The sequence below is a fragment of the Streptomyces sp. NPDC096046 genome, from assembly GCF_040303285.1.
In the GTDB taxonomy this organism is placed as follows: Bacteria; Actinomycetota; Actinomycetes; order Streptomycetales; family Streptomycetaceae; genus Streptomyces.
On sequence record NZ_JBEOSZ010000019.1, the window covers coordinates 51,888 to 66,251 of the forward strand.

The window sequence follows — 14,364 nt, forward strand, 5'->3', positions numbered from 1 at the left end:
TCAGGCGGTTACCCGTATGTGGTCCGCCGCCGGGTTCGGCCAGGCTGCTGCGCATGAAGCAGATGTCGAAATGCGCGGTACTGGTCGCCGCCGCCGGAATGATCCTCGGGTTCGCAGGACCCGGTGGGGCGTCCGCGGCCGGTGGGGAGCGGCTCGAGTGGGGCGCGTGCGAGGGCTCAGGACTCGATCCCCGACAGCAGTGCGCCACCGTCGGTGTGCCCATGGACTACTCCGACCCCGACAGCCCCGAGATCCGGATCGCCGTCTCCCGGATCCCCGGTGAGAAGCCGTCCGCCCGGCGAGGCGCGCTGTTACTCATCCCGGGCGGTCCCGGTGGGGACAGTCTCGCCGATCCTTCCGGCAAGGGGCAGAAACTGCCGCAGAAGGTGCGGGACGCCTATGACCTCATCGGGTTCGCGCCGCGCGGGATGGCGCCCTCCACCGCCGTCGACTGCGAGCTGGATCCCGCCGACATCGGCCCGACCAAGCTCCTGCCCTGGCCGGGCCCGGACGGTTCCGTGGGCGAGAACATGGCCACCGCCCGGCGTACGGCAACGGCCTGCGTGCGCAACGGCGGTGAGCTGATCCGGCACATCAGCACCGCCAACGGGGCCCGCGACCTGGACCGGGTCCGGGCCGCCCTCGGCGAGGAGAGGATCTCCGCGTGGGGCGTCTCGCACGGCACCTACGTCGGCGCCGTCTACAGCCAGTTGTTCCCGCACCGCACCGACCGCATCGTGCTGGACAGCAACAACGACCCCGACCACACCCGCGTGACCCGCAACTGGCTCGCCGCCTTCGAGGCCGGGGCCGAGGACAACTTCCCCGAGTTCGCCCAGTGGGCGTCGCGGCCGGGCAATCCGCACCGGGTGGCCCGCACGCCCGCCGAGGTGCGCTCCGGCTTCCTGCGCCTCGCCGCCCGGCTGGACCGCGCGCCTCTGCCCTGGCCCGGCGCCAACCCGCCGCGGCTGGACGGCAACGCACTGCGCCAGACCATGCTGTCCAGCCTCTACGACCCCGACGACTACCCGACCCTGGCCAGGACGATCCGGGCCGCCCGCAAGGGCACCGTGCCGCCGGTGCCCGAGGCGCCGCCCGAGTCGGTCCTGCAGAACCTCGCCGCGGTCGGCGTCGGCACGATCTGCAACGACGTCGACTGGCCCGACTCGGCCGCCGCGTACCAGAAGGACGTCGACGCGAGCCGCGCCGCTTTCCCGCTGACCGCGGGCATGCCGCGCGGGCCGATGGTGTGTGCGGCCTGGCCGTACGAGCCGAGGGAGCCGGCCGTGCGGGTCACCGACCGCGGGCCCTCCAACATCCTCCTCGTGCAGAACGAGCGGGATGTCGCCAGCCCGCTCGCGGGGGCCCGGAAGCTGCGGCAGGCCCTCGGTGACCGGGCCGTCATGGTCACCGTGAACTCCACCGGCCATGAGGCCTACCTCGCCAACGGCAACGCCTGCGGCGACCGGACCGTCTCCCGTTTCCTGGCCACCGGCACACGGCCCGCCTCCGACCTCTCCTGCGGCTGAGGAGTGCGGTGGCCCGCCGCCCCGTACCGGTGGGCCACCGCGCGGAAACTCCTCCTTCGGTTCCCCGTGCCGGCCGGAGGCGGGGTCGTCCGGACGGTCCTTGACGACCTGGTGAGGGCGTACGCCGGCGAGTCGAGGTCGGGGCGCGGCTCGTCCGGGCGGTGCGGGGCGTCCGGGCCGGCGAACTCGTACGTCATCGCCGTGTACAGGCCCTCCGACGCGAAGACGTCCGGCAACTCGCCAGTGAGGGATGCGATGCCGGGCCGGAGGAGAGGCTCAGCCCTCGCCGAACCGGCGTACGTACCGCCGTTGCCAGGGCGTCTCCACGGCGTGCCGGTCGTAGTGCCGGCGGACGTACCCCACCGCCTCCTCCGCGGGCACCCCGTCCAGCACCGCCAGGCAGGCCAGGGCCGTGCCCGTGCGGCCGCGCCCTCCGCCGCAGGCGATCTCCACCCGCTCCGCCGCGGCCCGTTCCCACACGCCGGCCAGCGTCGCGCGGGCGGCCGCCGGGTCCGCCGGGAGGCGGAAGTCGGGCCAGCGGATCCAGCCCGACTCCCAGGGAACCCCGGGCGGTTGCCGGCCGAGCAGGTAGAGGCCGTAGGAGGGAAGGGGCGCGGCGGGGTCCAGAGGACGGCGAAGGCCACGGCCGCGGATCAAGCGGCCCGAGGGCAGCCGCAGGACGCCGGTGTCACTCTCGCTCCACAGCTCGCTCACGCCCCCATCATGCTCCGTGTCGGCCGGCCGGGGGGTGCGATCGCCCTCGGCCTTCTTCGAGCAGACCAGCGTTTCGGCACGGAACACGACCTTCGAAGCCTTCGACGGCTGCAACGGCCCCCGCAAGCCCGCCTTCCGCCACACCCGGCCTGCTCGACCCGATCCCGCTGGCCGGCCCGGTCCCGTCCGCGACCCGGCCGCCGAGCGGCTGCCCGTTCCGCACCCGCTGCTGGAAGGCGGACGGCGTGTGCGCGGACGAGATGCCGGGCTTCTCCGCCGCGTCGGCCCCAGCGCACCGCTTCCGCTGCCACCATCCTGTCCGGGAGGACGAGTCGACCCGCGACCTCGTCCACCGACGCGACCCGATGGAGGCGCCATGACCTTCGCCCCGCTGACCGGTGTCATCCCGCCCGTCTGCACGCCCCTGACACCGGACGGCGAGGTGGACGTCCCCTCGCTGCTCCGACTCGTCGACCATCTGCTGGCCGGCGGGGTGCACGGACTGTTCGTGCTCGGCTCGACCTCGGAGGCCGCGTATCTGCCCGACCGTCAGCGCAGGCTGGTCGTCGAGTCGGTCACCGGCCACGTGGGCGGGCAGCTGCCGGTGCTGGCCGGGGCGATCGACATGACGACGCCCCGGGTCCTGGACCATGTCGCGTCGGTGACGGCGGCGGGCGCGGACGCGGTCGTCGTCACCGCCCCGTTCTACGCCCGGACCCACCCGGCGGAGATCGCCCGCCACTACCGCGCGGTCGCCGCCGCGAGCCGGGTCCCGGTGATCGCCTACGACCTTCCCGTCGCCGTCCACACCAAGCTGCCGGCCGACGTGGTGCTGGAGCTGGCCGCCGACGGTGTCGTGGCAGGGCTCAAGGACTCCAGCGGTGACCTGGCCGCCTTCCGCCAGGTCGTGACCGGCGTCCGGGAACGCCAGGGCGTCACCGGATTCAGCGTGCTGACCGGCTCGGAGCTGATCGTCGACGCGGCTCTCGCGATCGGCGCGGACGGCACGGTGCCGGGCCTCGGCAACGTCGACCCGCACGGCTACGTCCGCCTGGACCGCCTGTGCCGCGCCGGGGACTGGGACGCGGCCCGTGCCGAACAGGAGCGCCTGTGCGCGCTGTTCGGCATGGTGACCGTCGGCGACCCGGCCCGGATGGGGCCGAACTCCTCGGCGATCGGCGCCTTCAAGGCCGCCCTGCACCTGCGGGGCGTGATCCGCTGCCCGGCGACGGCGCGGCCGCAGATCCCGCTGTCGCCGGAGGAGGTGGAGCGGGTGGGGAAGTATCTGGCGGCGGCGGGACTGCTCCAGAGCCCGTCCGTCGGACGCTCCCCGGCGTGACCATGCCCGACCCGCGGTCCGGCGTCGAGTGTGCCACCGACGCTGCGGGCTCGCGCATGCCGACGAGCCCGAAGCCGGGGATTGCGCCTGGGGCCGGTCCGGTGCCGCCGTCGCGGACCGACAGGCGCAGGGCGCCGTCCCGTTCCGCCGGCTCGACCCGGACGGCCGGTTCGGGCCCCGCGTGCCGTACGGCGTTCGTCAGGGCTCCCTGCACGAAGCGGTAGGCGGCGGCGCCGACGGCGGAGGGCCCGCCGTATCCGTACGGTCTGCTCGACCCGGGCTCCGGCGAGCCGCGCGGCCCGGGCCGGGTCGGGTCCGGCTCCCTCCGGTCGGGTGTCTGGATCGGTCTCCGCACTCCCGTCCGCAGGGGGGCCGTTTCGTCGGGCGTGAGGTCGAGCCGGGGGCGGCCCCGGCCGCGCGCCACTCCCCGGGGAGTGCGCGGGGCGTGCCCTACGAAGGTGTGCGCGCCGCCGCTGCCAGCAGCCGGGTCACGTCGTCGGAGCAGATGGTGAGCGCCGCGCCCACCGTCGCCAGCACATCGCGCTCGGCCGGGGTGTACGGCGCGTCCGCGAGGGCGATGCGGGCGCCTTGGAGCAGGATCGATTCGCGGCCGACGGTGGCGAGGTGCGGGGCGAGCGGGTCCAGGGCCTCGTGCAGCTCTATGGCGAGCCCGGCGCCGCAGGGTCCGCCGGTGATCCGGCCGGTGTCGGCCTCCAGCGCCTCGACGAGGGCGGCCAGCTGCTCCTCGGTGCAGTCGTCGAAGCCGGCGGCGCGCACGGCGAGCACGGCGGCCTCCAGTGCCGTACGGGAACCGGCGCCGCCCGCGGCCAGTACCGCGAGGGCGACCGTGTGCACGGCGTCGCGGAGCATCGCGGAGAAGCGCGTGGTGGTGGGGTGGTCGAGGACGTCCGTGCCGAAGTGGCGGCGGCAGGCGGCGCACTCCACGACCGGGCCGGTCTCGCCGCGCGGCAGCACGGGCAGGCCGAGCAGGGTGAAGCGGCGCTGTCCGGTCAGCCGCTGGTAGTTGCGGTCGCCGCCGCAGCCGGGGCAGAAGAACTCCCCGTCACCGGCGGCCGTCCACGCGGTGCGGGTGCCCAGGATGCGCGAACACCTGGCGGCATGACCGTTTCGTCCCCGTCCTGGCAGCACGTCGCACCTCCGTCACGCCGCGCGGCAACGCCGCCGCGCTTGCGTGATGTTAGCCACATCGGAGACGAGGAGTCAGCACCCCGGAGGAGACCTTTCCGTGACCTCCACAGCAAATGGCCGGTATACGACGGGGCTCCGCCGCCGTACGTCGGCGGACGGAGCCCCTGTGGCGTCCCTGAGCGGCCTTCGGACGCAGACCCGTACGGCTGGTCAGCGGGCCGCGCGGTTGACGGCCGAGACGACCGCCTTCAGCGAGGCCCGCGTGGTGTTGGCGTCGATTCCGATGCCCCACAGGACCTTGTCGCCGATGGCGCACTCGATGTACGAGGCGGCCTGCGCGGAGGCGCCCTCGCTCATCGTGTGCTCCTGGTAGTCCAGCAGGCGCACGTCGATGCCGACGGACTGCAGGGCGTCGAAGAAGGCCGAGATCGGACCGTTGCCGGAACCGGTCAGGACGGTGTCCTGACCGTCGAGCGTGGCCTCCACCTTCAGCGTGTCCACGCCGTCGGTGTCGGTGGTCGACTGGTTGTTCTTGACCTGGATCCGGCCCCACGGGTTCTCGGGGTTGGGCAGGTACTCGTCCTGGAAGACCGACCAGATGGCCTTGGGCGTGACCTCGCCGCCCTCGGCGTCCGTCTTCGCCTGGATGAGCTTGGAGAACTCGATCTGCATCCGGCGCGGCAGGTCCAGCTTGTGGTCGTTCTTGAGGACGTAGGCGATACCGCCCTTGCCGGACTGCGAGTTGACCCGGATGACCGCCTCGTAGGAGCGGCCGACGTCCTTGGGGTCGATCGGCAGGTAGGGGACGGCCCACTCGATGTCGTCGACGGTGACGCCCCGGGCCGCGGCGTCGGCCTCCATGGCGTCGAAGCCCTTCTTGATGGCGTCCTGGTGGGAGCCGGAGAAGGACGTGTAGACCAGGTCGCCCACGTACGGGTGGCGCGGGTGGACCTCCATCTGGTTGCAGTACTCCCACGTGCGGCGGATCTCGTCGATGTCGGAGAAGTCGATCTGCGGGTCGACGCCCTGGGAGAACAGGTTCATGCCCAGGGTGACCAGGTCGACGTTGCCGGTGCGCTCGCCCTGCCCGAACAGGCAGCCCTCGACGCGGTCGGCGCCGGCCATCAGGGCCAGCTCGGCGGCGGCGACGGCGGTGCCGCGGTCGTTGTGCGGGTGGATCGACAGGCAGACGTGCTCGCGGCGGGAGAGGTGGCGGCCCATCCACTCGAAGCGGTCGGCGTGCGTGGACGGCGTGGACCGCTCCACGGTGGCCGGCAGGTTCAGGATGATCTCGCGGCCCGGGCCGGGCTGCCAGACGTCCATGACCGCCTCGCAGACCTCCAGCGCGAAGTCCAGTTCGGTGTCGGTGAAGATCTCGGGGCTGTACTGGTAGCCGAACTCGGTCTCGGGACCCAGCAGCTTCTCCGCGTACTCCATGACCAGACGCGTGCCGTCGACGGCGATCTGCTTGATGTCGTCCTTGGAGCCGCGGAAGACGACCCGGCGGAAGACCGGGGCCGTGGCGTTGTACAGGTGGACCGTGGCGCGCTTGGCGCCCTTCAGGGACTCCACCGTGCGCTCGATCAGGTCCTCGCGGGCCTGGGTCAGTACGGAGATGGTGACGTCGTCGGGGATGGCCCCGGGCTCCTCGATGATGGAGCGCACGAAGTCGAAGTCGGTCTGGCCGGAGGCCGGGAAGCCGACCTCGATCTCCTTGTAGCCCATCGTGACCAGCAGGTCGAACATGGCGCGCTTGCGGGCCGGCGACATGGGGTCGATCAGGGCCTGGTTGCCGTCGCGCAGGTCGGTGGAGAGCCAGCGGGGGGCGGTGGTGATGCGCTGCTCAGGCCAGGTGCGGTCCGGGAGGTCGACCTGCTCGTAGCGGCCGTACTTGTGAATCGGCATGGAACTGGGCTGCTGGCGGTTCGCCATGATGCGGGGGCTCCTCAAGGGGTCCGGGAAGGACGGCCGACGACGCAGCACCAAGCTCCGCGGGGAGGGAGTCGGCCTCGACTACAGGCCCTCGCCGCGGCAGCTAAGGAGAAGCAGCCCGAAACGCATGATGCGCAGCATGCTAGCCGAGCCCCTCCCGGCGCGTGGGGTCGTTCCAGTATGCGGGACCCGAAGTACATACGGGACAAAAAGTGCGCTATACCACTCCGCCACGGAGGGTGAAGGGCGTTGTCACGGTATTTCACCAATCATGGTGGCGACCAGTGACAGCATCGTCACGCAGTGCAAAGGTGCCGGGTATGACGACTCACGGGGGCTTCGAGCCCGTCTTCTGCACCATCGTCCCGCCCCATGTCCTCGACCGGCTCGCCCGCGCCGAGGACCCCGCGCTCGCCGGTCCCGCCCGCCGCACCCTGCAACGCGACGCCTTCGAGCGCACCCAGCGCCGCCTGACCACGGTCATCGGCGCCACCGCCGTCGCCGCGGTCCCCGAAGGCAAGCCGCGGCGCACCGTCCACGACGCCCGGCACGGCACCGACCTGCCCGGCCACGAGGTCCGCGGCGAGGGCGACAAGCCCGGCAAGGACGCCACCGTCAACCGCGCCTACGCGGGCCTCGGCGCCACCTTCGAGCTGTTCCTCCAGGCCTACCGGCGCGACTCGATCGACGGCAGCGGCCTCCCGCTGAACGCGACGGTCCACTACGACCGCGACTACAACAACGCGTTCTGGAACGGCGAGCAGATGGTCTTCGGCGACGGGGACGGGGAGATCTTCCTCGACTTCACCCTCCCGATCGACGTCATCGGCCACGAACTCGCGCACGGCGTCACGCAGTACACGGCCAACCTCACCTACTTCGGCCAGCCGGGCGCGCTCAACGAGTCCCTGTCGGACGTCTTCGGCGCCCTGATCAAGCAGTACACGCTCGGGCAGACCGCCACCGAGGCCGACTGGCTGATCGGCGCGGGCCTGCTCGCCCCGCGCGTGACCGGCACGGCCCTGCGCTCCATGAAGGAGCCGGGCACGGCGTACGACGACGACGTCCTCGGCAAGGACCCGCAGCCGGCCACGATGGACGACTTCGTGCGCACCGGCCGCGACAACGGCGGTGTGCACATCAACTCGGGCATCCCGAACCACGCCTTCTACCTCGCGGCCACCGCCCTCGGCGGCCACGCCTGGGAGCGAGCCGGGCAGGTCTGGTACGACGTGCTGACCGGCGGCGAGCTGAGGCAGGACGCCCTGTTCGCCGACTTCGCCACGCTCACCGTCAAGGCCGCCCGGGAGCGCTTCGGCGACGGGGAGGAACTCGACGCCGTGTCGAAGGCCTGGGAGCGGGTCGGGGTGCGGACCCTGTAATTCCGTACTAGACAGGTCCCATGCGGATTCAGGTGAGGCGCACGGGCGGGTTCGCGGGCATCGAGCGGCACGCGGAGGTGGACACCTCGAGCCGGCCCGATGCCGCCGAGTGGCACGCCCTGGCCGGGCAGGCGGTCGCCGACGGGCGGAGCACGCCGCCGGTCGGGGTGCCGGACGGCTTCAGCTACCAGCTCACGGTGGACGGGAAGACCGTGTACTGCGCGGATCCCCGGCTGACGGAGGAGCAGCGCAAGCTGATCTCGCGGGTGCTGAAGGAAGGGGCCTGACGGCTCCTTCCCGCCCGGGCGTTGACTTCCGTTACCGTCGGTACGGATGATCCAGCGCATGGCGACTGACGCAGGCACCGCGATCCCCCGTTTCCCCGACGGCTTCCTCTGGGGCGTGTCGACCTCGGCACACCAGATCGAGGGCGCCGCGGACGAGCGCGAACCGTCCGTGTGGGACACGTTCACGGCGGAGCCGGGACGGGTGAAGGACGGCTCCACGGCGGCGGTGGCCTGCGACCACGTCCACCGCCACCGCGAGGACGTGGCACTCCTGGCCGGCCTCGGCGTGAACGCCTACCGCTTCTCGCTCTCCTGGCCGCGCGTGCGCTCCGAGAAGGGCCTGGACTTCTACGACCGGCTGGTGGACGACCTGTGCGCGGCCGGCGTCCGCCCGGTGCCGACGCTGTTCCACTGGGACCTGCCGACGGACCTGGACTGGCTGGAGCGGGACACGGCCGCGCGTTTCGCCGAGCACGTGTCGCTGGTCGCGGGCCGGCTGGGCGACCGTGTGACGAAGTGGATCACCCTGAACGAGCCCGCCGAGCACACCCTGCTGGGTCACGCCCTGGGCGTGCACGCGCCGGGGAAGCGGCTGATGTTCGACGCGCTGCCGGCCGCCCACCACCAGCTGCTCGCCCACGGCCTGGCCGTCCGGGCCCTGCGCGCCTCGGGTGCCGGGGACATCGGCATCGCCAACTCGCACGGCCCGACCTGGGCGGCCTCGACCGAGGCGGCGGACGTGGAGGCGGCCGACTTCTACGACCTGCTGCTGAACCGCCTGTTCGCGGACCCACTGCTGCTGGGCCGGTACCCGGACGGCATCGGCGAGCTGATGCCCGGGGACGTGGAGGCCGACCTGAAGGTGATCGCCGAGCCGCTCGACTGGTACGGCGTCAACTACTACGCGCCGACCCGGGTGGGTGCCCCGCAGGGCGCGCAGATCGAGTTCGGCGGGGTCACGATGCCCGCCGAACTGCCCTTCTCCGTCCGGGAGATCGAGGGACACCCGGTGACGGACTTCGGCTGGCCGGTCGTCCCCGAGGGCCTCACCGAACTGCTCACCACGTTCCGCGACCGCTACGGCGACCGGCTCCCGCCCGTCGTCATCACCGAGAACGGCTGCGCGTACCCGGGCGTGGACGACCAGGACCGCATCGCCTATCTGGACGGCCATGTGCGGGCCCTGCACCGGGCGGTGGAGGCGGGCGTCGACGTGCGCGGCTACTTCGTGTGGTCCCTGCTCGACAACTTCGAGTGGGCGGAGGGCTACGCACGCCGTTTCGGCCTGGTCCACGTCGACTTCGACACCATGGAGCGGACCCCCAAGGCGTCGTACCACTGGTACCGGGAGCTGCTGCGGGCGCAGGGGCCCACGGCTTGACCGGCCCCGCTCCTGGAGATGCGCGCGAGCCTGCGGACGGCCTGGGAGCGGGCCGCGGGCTCTCAGAACCCCAGCTTGCGCAACTGCCGGGGATCCCGCTGCCAGTCCTTGGCCACCTTCACGTGCAGGTCGAGGAAGACCGGCGTGCCCAGCAGCGCCTCGATCTGCTTGCGGGACTTGATGCCGACCTCCTTCAGGCGCTTGCCCTTGGGGCCGATGATGATGCCCTTCTGGCTGGGGCGCTCGATGTAGACGAAGGCGTGGATGTCGAGGAGGGGCTTGTCGGCGGGGCGGTCCTCGCGCGGGAGCATCTCCTCGACGACGACCGCGATGGAGTGCGGCAGCTCGTCGCGGACGCCCTCCAGCGCGGCCTCGCGGATCAGCTCCGCGATCATGACCTGCTCGGGCTCGTCGGTCAGGTCGCCCTCGGGGTAGAGCGCGGGGCCCTCGGGCAGCAGGGGGACGAGCAGATCGGCCAGCAGACCCACCTGCTGGTCGGCGACGGCCGAGACCGGCACGATCTCGGCCCACTCGAAGCCGAGCTCCTTGCCGAGCTGGTCGACGGCGATCAGCTGCTCGGCGAGCACCTTGCTGTCCACCAGGTCGGTCTTGGTGACGATGGCGATCTTCGGCGTCTTCTTGATGGACGCCAGTTCCTTCGCGATGAAGCGGTCGCCGGGCCCGAGCCTCTCGTTCGCCGGCAGACAGAAGCCGATCACGTCGACCTCGGCCCACGTGGTGCGCACGACGTCGTTGAGCCGCTCGCCCAGCAGTGTGCGCGGCTTGTGCAGCCCGGGGGTGTCGACCAGGATCAGCTGGGCGTCCGGGCGATGCACGATGCCCCGCACGGTGTGCCGCGTCGTCTGCGGCTGGTTCGCCGTGATCGCCACCTTCTGGCCGACCAGAGCATTCGTGAGGGTGGACTTGCCCGCGTTGGGACGGCCCACGAAGCAGGCGAAGCCGGCCCTGTGGACAGCTCCGGCCGGCTCTTCGGATGACTGGGTACGAACGCTCATGGCGCCCATTGTCCCTGATCCACGAAGCCGCCCTGTACCGGACGCCTCTCGTGAGCTCCTCCGCCCTCGCCGCCGACGGCCTCGCGGCCACCGCGTCCCCCGACACCCTCGCCGCGGGCCGCACCGGACCGCAGGGCCGGCTCCTCGTGCGGCAGAAGCGCGACGGCCACGCCACGACCCTGGACACCCGTCCGGCGCGGTCGGGGCCTGGCCGCCATCCGCCGTCTGCTCGTCCGCCGCGAGCCGGAAGTCCAATGCCGTGGTCGTCGTGGTGGTGTACGCGGTCGGCATGATGTACGGCATCGCCGGGCTGATCGACACCGCGAGGGGCTTCCGTGCCGACGAGGAGCGGGAACGGACCGGCCTGGATCTTACGGCGCACGCCGGGACGGCCTACGATCACGGGGTCCTGGGCCGCGGCGCCCCGGTCTCCTCCTCCGTCGTCCCCCCGCCCAGAAGGTCACCCCCCAGGCATGAAGCTCATCACCGCGATCGTCAAGCCGTACCGCCTCGACGAGGTCAAGAACGCCCTGCAGGCACTCGGCGTGCACGGCCTGACGGTGAGCGAGGCCAGCGGCTACGGCCGGCAGCGCGGCCACACCGAGGTGTACCGCGGCGCCGAGTACCAGGTCGACCTGGTGCCCAAGGTCCGCATCGAGGTCGTCGTCGAGGACGCGGTCGCCGAGGACGTCATCGACGCGGTCGTGAAGGCCGCGCGCACCGGCAAGATCGGCGACGGCAAGGTGTGGGCGCTGCCCGTCGACACGGTCGTGCGGGTGCGGACGGGCGAGCGCGGCCCCGACGCGCTCTGACGCCGGGCCGCGCTGCCGCGGTCTCAGTCGAAGACGAACGGGCCCGGTGACTGCGGCCCGGTCGCCGTGCAGGTGATGGTGATGCCGAAGACGGTCATCCGCAGCGAGCCGCCGAAGGCCTCCAGGCTGTCGCCGGAGGCCACGGTGCCGCTGAGGGGGCCGACCTCGACGGGGGCGCCGGCGGCCATCGCCGGGTTCTCCGTGCCGGTGAAGTCGACGGTTCCGCCGCCGCTCTTCACCAGGGTGAGGGCGGAGGAGATCGAGTCCTCTCCCAGCGCGATGGGCGCCGTGATCGCGGAGGACGTGACCGTGACGGTGGCGGCGGTGCCGTCCTGCGTGGCCGTGAGCGTGGCCTCGCCGCTGCCGAAGCCGCCGCAGTCGGCGTTGATCGTCGCCGTCTGCGGGGTGACGGCGAGGGCTGCGGGGGCGAAGGCGAGCCCGGTGACCGCGAGGGCCCCGGCCGCCAGTGCCGCACCTGCTCCGATTCGCTTGCATCTCATGGGATTCCGGCTCCCTTTCCGTGTGGGGGGACCGCTCGGCAGGTGGGTGCGGGCACGCTGCGCGAGAGTCGAACCTGACGGTCCGTCGGAACTTACGGTTCCATTGATGCGCGTGGGGCAGAGGGCGGCAAGGTTGAAAACTGGCCTAATTACCGGCGGTTACGGCGAAGTTCGGCCAGCGGTGAGGGTGGACGGGGCCGGTCGGCGCCAACCAGCCCGTCCGGCGCTTGAGGACGAGGCCGTTCAGGCCGATGGGGGTCCGGGGTCAGAGCCCGAGGGCCTCAGCCCGCCCGGACCGTCAGCCGGACGACCCCGTCGAACCCCGCCACCAGCACGGGCGTCTGCGCACCACCGAGGTCGCGTACCGCCGCCCGGTCCTCCGCGGACGCGGTCTCTGCCTCGGTCACGACCGCCGCCGCCTCCAGGGACGTCGCGCCCGAGGCGACCGCCATCGCCACCGCCGTCTGCAGGGCACTGAGCTTCAGGGATTCGAGGGCCACGGTGCCCGCGACATAGGTGCGTCCGGTCTCGTCCCGCACGGCCGCGCCCTCGGGCACGCCGTTGCGGGCCCGCGCGGAACGGGCCAGGGTGACGATCTTGCGGTCCTCGGGGTCGAGCGCGCTGCTGTCGGTCATGATCCGAGCATACGGAAGCGTCAGGGGCGGTCGAGGCGGAGGCGGTCCGCCCGCGGCAGACCCGCGACGACCAGGTCATAGGAGTCCTCGATGAGCTCCCGGACCAGCTCGTCCGGGAGGGCGCCGTCGACGGTGACCGTGTTCCAGTGGCGCTTGTTCATGTGCCAGCCCGGGACGATCAGCCCCTCGTGCTCGCGGCGCAGGCGGATCGCCTCCTCCGGGTCGCACTTGAGGTTGGCCTTCAGCGGCCGCGCGTCGAGGTGCGACAGGGCGAAGAGCTTGCCCTGCACCTTGAAGACCGAGAGCTCCGGGCTGAACGGGAAGTCCTCCACGGCCGCGTCGAAGGACAGGCAGAACGCGCGCAGCTCCTGGGGAGTCATTCCGGCTTCTCCTCCTCGGGCGGGTCCGCCGGGTCCACCGGCTCCGCCAGCACCGTCACGATCTTGTTCCGGCGGCCGGCGGCGGCCTCCGCCGTCAGCCGCAGCTCGCGGCCGTCGGGCAGGTCCACGACGGAGGAGGCGCCCGCGATGGGGACGCGGCCCAGCGCCTTGGCCAGCAGGCCGCCGACCGTCTCGACGTCCTCGTCGTCGAAGGCCTCCAGACCGTACAGCTCACCCAGGTCCCCGATGTCGAGGCGGGCGGTGACCCGGAAGCGGTCCTTGCCGAGGTCCTCCACCGGCGGCAGTTCACGGTCGTACTCGTCGGTGATCTCGCCGACGATCTCCTCCAGGATGTCCTCGATGGTGACGATGCCGGCCGTGCCGCCGTACTCGTCGATGACCACGGCGACGTGGTTGCGTTCCTTCTGCATCTCGCGCAGCAGGTCACCGGCGTTCTTGGTGTCGGGCACGAAGAAGGCGGGGCGCATGGCCGTGGACACCTGCTCGGACTCGGCGTCACGGCTGATGTGCGTCCTGCGGACGAGGTCCTTCAGATAGACGATCCCGACGATGTCGTCCTCGCTCTCGCCGGTCACCGGGATGCGCGAGAAGCCGGAGCGCAGGGCGAGCGTGAGGGCCTGGCGGATGGTCTTGAAACGCTCGATGACCACGAGGTCCGTGCGCGGCACCATGACCTCGCGCACGAGGGTGTCGCCCAGCTCGAAGACCGAGTGCACCATGCGGCGCTCCTCGTCCTCGATGAGGGACTCCTTCTCGGCCAGGTCGACCAGGGCGCGCAGCTCCGCCTCGGACGCGAAGGGGCCGCGCCTGAAGCCCTTGCCGGGCGTGAGCGCGTTGCCGATGAGGATGAGCAGCGACGGGATCGGGCCCATGATCCGGGCCAGCGGCACCAGGACGTACGCCGAGACCGTCGCGGTGTTCAGGGGGTGCTGGCGGCCGATGGTGCGCGGGGAGACGCCGACGGCGACGTACGACACCAGGACCATGACCGTGATGGCGACCAGGAGGGCCTCGGTGGTGCCGTCGAACTCTTGCAGGCAGCCGTAGGTGATCAGCGCGGCGGCGGCCATCTCGCAGGCGACGCGGACCAGCAGCGCGACGTTCAGGTAGCGGGTCGGGTCGGCGGCGACCTGGGAGAGCTTGGCGCTGCCGCGGCGGCCGGAGCGCACGGCCTCCTCGGCGCGGAAGCTGGAAACGCGCGCGAGGCCCGCCTCCGCGCAGGCGGCGAGCCAGGCCACGACGACCAGGGCGATGGCGCCCAGGGCGAGTTGCGGACTCATCGGCGGC

The 14,364-nt window shown here is 72.1% G+C and carries 14 protein-coding genes and 3 pseudogenes; 8 read left to right on the forward strand and 9 right to left on the reverse strand.

Going from position 1 to position 14,364, the window contains the following annotated elements; all coding sequences use genetic code 11:
* Positions 1–62: 62 nt before the first annotated feature.
* Complete coding sequence (locus ABTX62_RS18555; protein ID WP_502997977.1) at positions 63–1,529, forward strand: alpha/beta hydrolase; 1,467 nt, start codon at positions 63–65, stop codon at positions 1,527–1,529.
* A 276-nt stretch (positions 1,530–1,805) separates the two neighbouring features.
* Here ABTX62_RS18555 and ABTX62_RS18560 read toward each other — a convergent pair whose 3' ends face one another.
* Positions 1,806–2,243 (reverse strand): protein-tyrosine phosphatase family protein, encoded by a 438-nt coding sequence (locus ABTX62_RS18560; RefSeq protein WP_352117159.1) that lies wholly within the window; start codon positions 2,241–2,243, stop codon positions 1,806–1,808.
* 134 nt (positions 2,244–2,377) lie between these two features.
* Here ABTX62_RS18560 and ABTX62_RS18565 point away from each other — a divergent pair.
* A pseudogene (locus tag ABTX62_RS18565) lies at positions 2,378–2,623 on the forward strand (ABC transporter ATP-binding protein); the annotation flags it as partial.
* Positions 2,620–3,582: a dihydrodipicolinate synthase family protein gene (locus ABTX62_RS18570; protein ID WP_352117160.1), complete on the forward strand. Its 963-nt coding sequence runs from the start codon at positions 2,620–2,622 to the stop codon at positions 3,580–3,582. The pseudogene ABTX62_RS18565 and the gene ABTX62_RS18570, both read left to right, overlap by 4 nt.
* Here the strand turns inward: ABTX62_RS18570 and ABTX62_RS18575 are convergent.
* The 3 genes and pseudogenes from ABTX62_RS18575 to leuA form a co-directional block, all read right to left on the reverse strand.
* Positions 3,582–3,902 (reverse strand): annotated as a pseudogene (locus tag ABTX62_RS18575) (sensor histidine kinase); the annotation flags it as partial. The gene ABTX62_RS18570 and the pseudogene ABTX62_RS18575 overlap by 1 nt on opposite strands.
* Positions 3,903–4,032: 130 nt before the next feature.
* Positions 4,033–4,731: a TerB family tellurite resistance protein gene (locus ABTX62_RS18580; RefSeq protein WP_283971229.1), complete on the reverse strand. Its 699-nt coding sequence runs from the start codon at positions 4,729–4,731 to the stop codon at positions 4,033–4,035.
* Positions 4,732–4,941: 210 nt separating this feature from the next.
* Positions 4,942–6,663 carry a 2-isopropylmalate synthase gene (gene leuA / locus ABTX62_RS18585; RefSeq protein ID WP_352117161.1) on the reverse strand — a complete coding sequence of 574 codons (1,722 nt, stop codon included), beginning with the start codon at positions 6,661–6,663 and terminating at the stop codon, positions 4,942–4,944.
* A gap of 320 nt (positions 6,664–6,983) precedes the next feature.
* Here leuA and ABTX62_RS18590 point away from each other — a divergent pair, with 320 nt between their 5' ends.
* From ABTX62_RS18590 to ABTX62_RS18600, 3 genes are read left to right on the forward strand one after another with little or no spacing between them, the layout of a single operon-like run.
* On the forward strand, positions 6,984–8,045 hold the full coding sequence (locus tag ABTX62_RS18590) for a M4 family metallopeptidase (RefSeq protein ID WP_352117162.1): 1,062 nt from the start codon (positions 6,984–6,986) through the stop codon (positions 8,043–8,045).
* A 20-nt stretch (positions 8,046–8,065) separates the two neighbouring features.
* A complete protein-coding gene (locus tag ABTX62_RS18595) occupies positions 8,066–8,332 on the forward strand; it encodes a protealysin inhibitor emfourin (RefSeq protein WP_352117163.1) in 267 nt (88 codons plus the stop codon).
* 58 nt (positions 8,333–8,390) lie between these two features.
* On the forward strand, positions 8,391–9,713 hold the full coding sequence (locus ABTX62_RS18600; protein ID WP_352117164.1) for a GH1 family beta-glucosidase: 1,323 nt from the start codon (positions 8,391–8,393) through the stop codon (positions 9,711–9,713).
* A 62-nt stretch (positions 9,714–9,775) separates the two neighbouring features.
* Here the strand turns inward: ABTX62_RS18600 and era are convergent, their stop codons facing one another.
* Positions 9,776–10,738: a GTPase Era gene (gene era / locus ABTX62_RS18605; RefSeq protein ID WP_352117165.1), complete on the reverse strand. Its 963-nt coding sequence runs from the start codon at positions 10,736–10,738 to the stop codon at positions 9,776–9,778.
* Between the two features lie 44 nt (positions 10,739–10,782).
* Here era and ABTX62_RS37925 point away from each other — a divergent pair.
* Positions 10,783–11,206: pseudogene (locus ABTX62_RS37925) on the forward strand (ammonium transporter); the annotation flags it as partial.
* Complete coding sequence (locus ABTX62_RS18610) at positions 11,203–11,541, forward strand: P-II family nitrogen regulator (protein ID WP_352117166.1); 339 nt, start codon at positions 11,203–11,205, stop codon at positions 11,539–11,541. The pseudogene ABTX62_RS37925 and the gene ABTX62_RS18610, both read left to right, overlap by 4 nt.
* Positions 11,542–11,564: 23 nt before the next feature.
* Here ABTX62_RS18610 and ABTX62_RS18615 read toward each other — a convergent pair whose 3' ends face one another.
* From ABTX62_RS18615 to ABTX62_RS18630, 4 genes are all read right to left on the reverse strand, one after another.
* Positions 11,565–12,041: a hypothetical protein gene (locus ABTX62_RS18615; RefSeq protein WP_352117167.1), complete on the reverse strand. Its 477-nt coding sequence runs from the start codon at positions 12,039–12,041 to the stop codon at positions 11,565–11,567.
* A gap of 281 nt (positions 12,042–12,322) precedes the next feature.
* A complete protein-coding gene (locus ABTX62_RS18620) occupies positions 12,323–12,676 on the reverse strand; it encodes a cytidine deaminase-like protein (RefSeq protein ID WP_352117168.1) in 354 nt (117 codons plus the stop codon).
* A 20-nt stretch (positions 12,677–12,696) separates the two neighbouring features.
* Positions 12,697–13,056, reverse strand: coding sequence for an MmcQ/YjbR family DNA-binding protein (locus ABTX62_RS18625; RefSeq protein ID WP_352117169.1), 360 nt, complete (start codon positions 13,054–13,056; stop codon positions 12,697–12,699).
* The gene (locus ABTX62_RS18630; protein ID WP_352117170.1) at positions 13,053–14,357 is read right to left on the reverse strand and encodes a hemolysin family protein; all 1,305 of its coding nucleotides are present in this window, start codon (positions 14,355–14,357) and stop codon (positions 13,053–13,055) included. The genes ABTX62_RS18625 and ABTX62_RS18630 overlap by 4 nt, the downstream gene beginning before the upstream one ends.
* Positions 14,358–14,364: the final 7 nt, after the last annotated feature.

Coding starts and splice junctions, on each gene's coding strand:
- ABTX62_RS18555 (WP_502997977.1), top strand. CDS start 63: ATGTCGAAATGCGCGGTACTGGTCGCCGCCGCCGGAATGATCCTCGGG.
- ABTX62_RS18570 (WP_352117160.1), top strand. CDS start 2,620: ATGACCTTCGCCCCGCTGACCGGTGTCATCCCGCCCGTCTGCACGCCC.
- leuA (WP_352117161.1), bottom strand. CDS start 6,663: ATGGCGAACCGCCAGCAGCCCAGTTCCATGCCGATTCACAAGTACGGC.
- ABTX62_RS18590 (WP_352117162.1), top strand. CDS start 6,984: ATGACGACTCACGGGGGCTTCGAGCCCGTCTTCTGCACCATCGTCCCG.
- ABTX62_RS18595 (WP_352117163.1), top strand. CDS start 8,066: ATGCGGATTCAGGTGAGGCGCACGGGCGGGTTCGCGGGCATCGAGCGG.
- ABTX62_RS18600 (WP_352117164.1), top strand. CDS start 8,391: ATGGCGACTGACGCAGGCACCGCGATCCCCCGTTTCCCCGACGGCTTC.
- era (WP_352117165.1), bottom strand. CDS start 10,738: ATGGGCGCCATGAGCGTTCGTACCCAGTCATCCGAAGAGCCGGCCGGA.
- ABTX62_RS18610 (WP_352117166.1), top strand. CDS start 11,203: ATGAAGCTCATCACCGCGATCGTCAAGCCGTACCGCCTCGACGAGGTC.
- ABTX62_RS18615 (WP_352117167.1), bottom strand. CDS start 12,041: ATGAGATGCAAGCGAATCGGAGCAGGTGCGGCACTGGCGGCCGGGGCC.
- ABTX62_RS18620 (WP_352117168.1), bottom strand. CDS start 12,676: ATGACCGACAGCAGCGCGCTCGACCCCGAGGACCGCAAGATCGTCACC.
- ABTX62_RS18625 (WP_352117169.1), bottom strand. CDS start 13,056: ATGACTCCCCAGGAGCTGCGCGCGTTCTGCCTGTCCTTCGACGCGGCC.
- ABTX62_RS18630 (WP_352117170.1), bottom strand. CDS start 14,357: ATGAGTCCGCAACTCGCCCTGGGCGCCATCGCCCTGGTCGTCGTGGCC.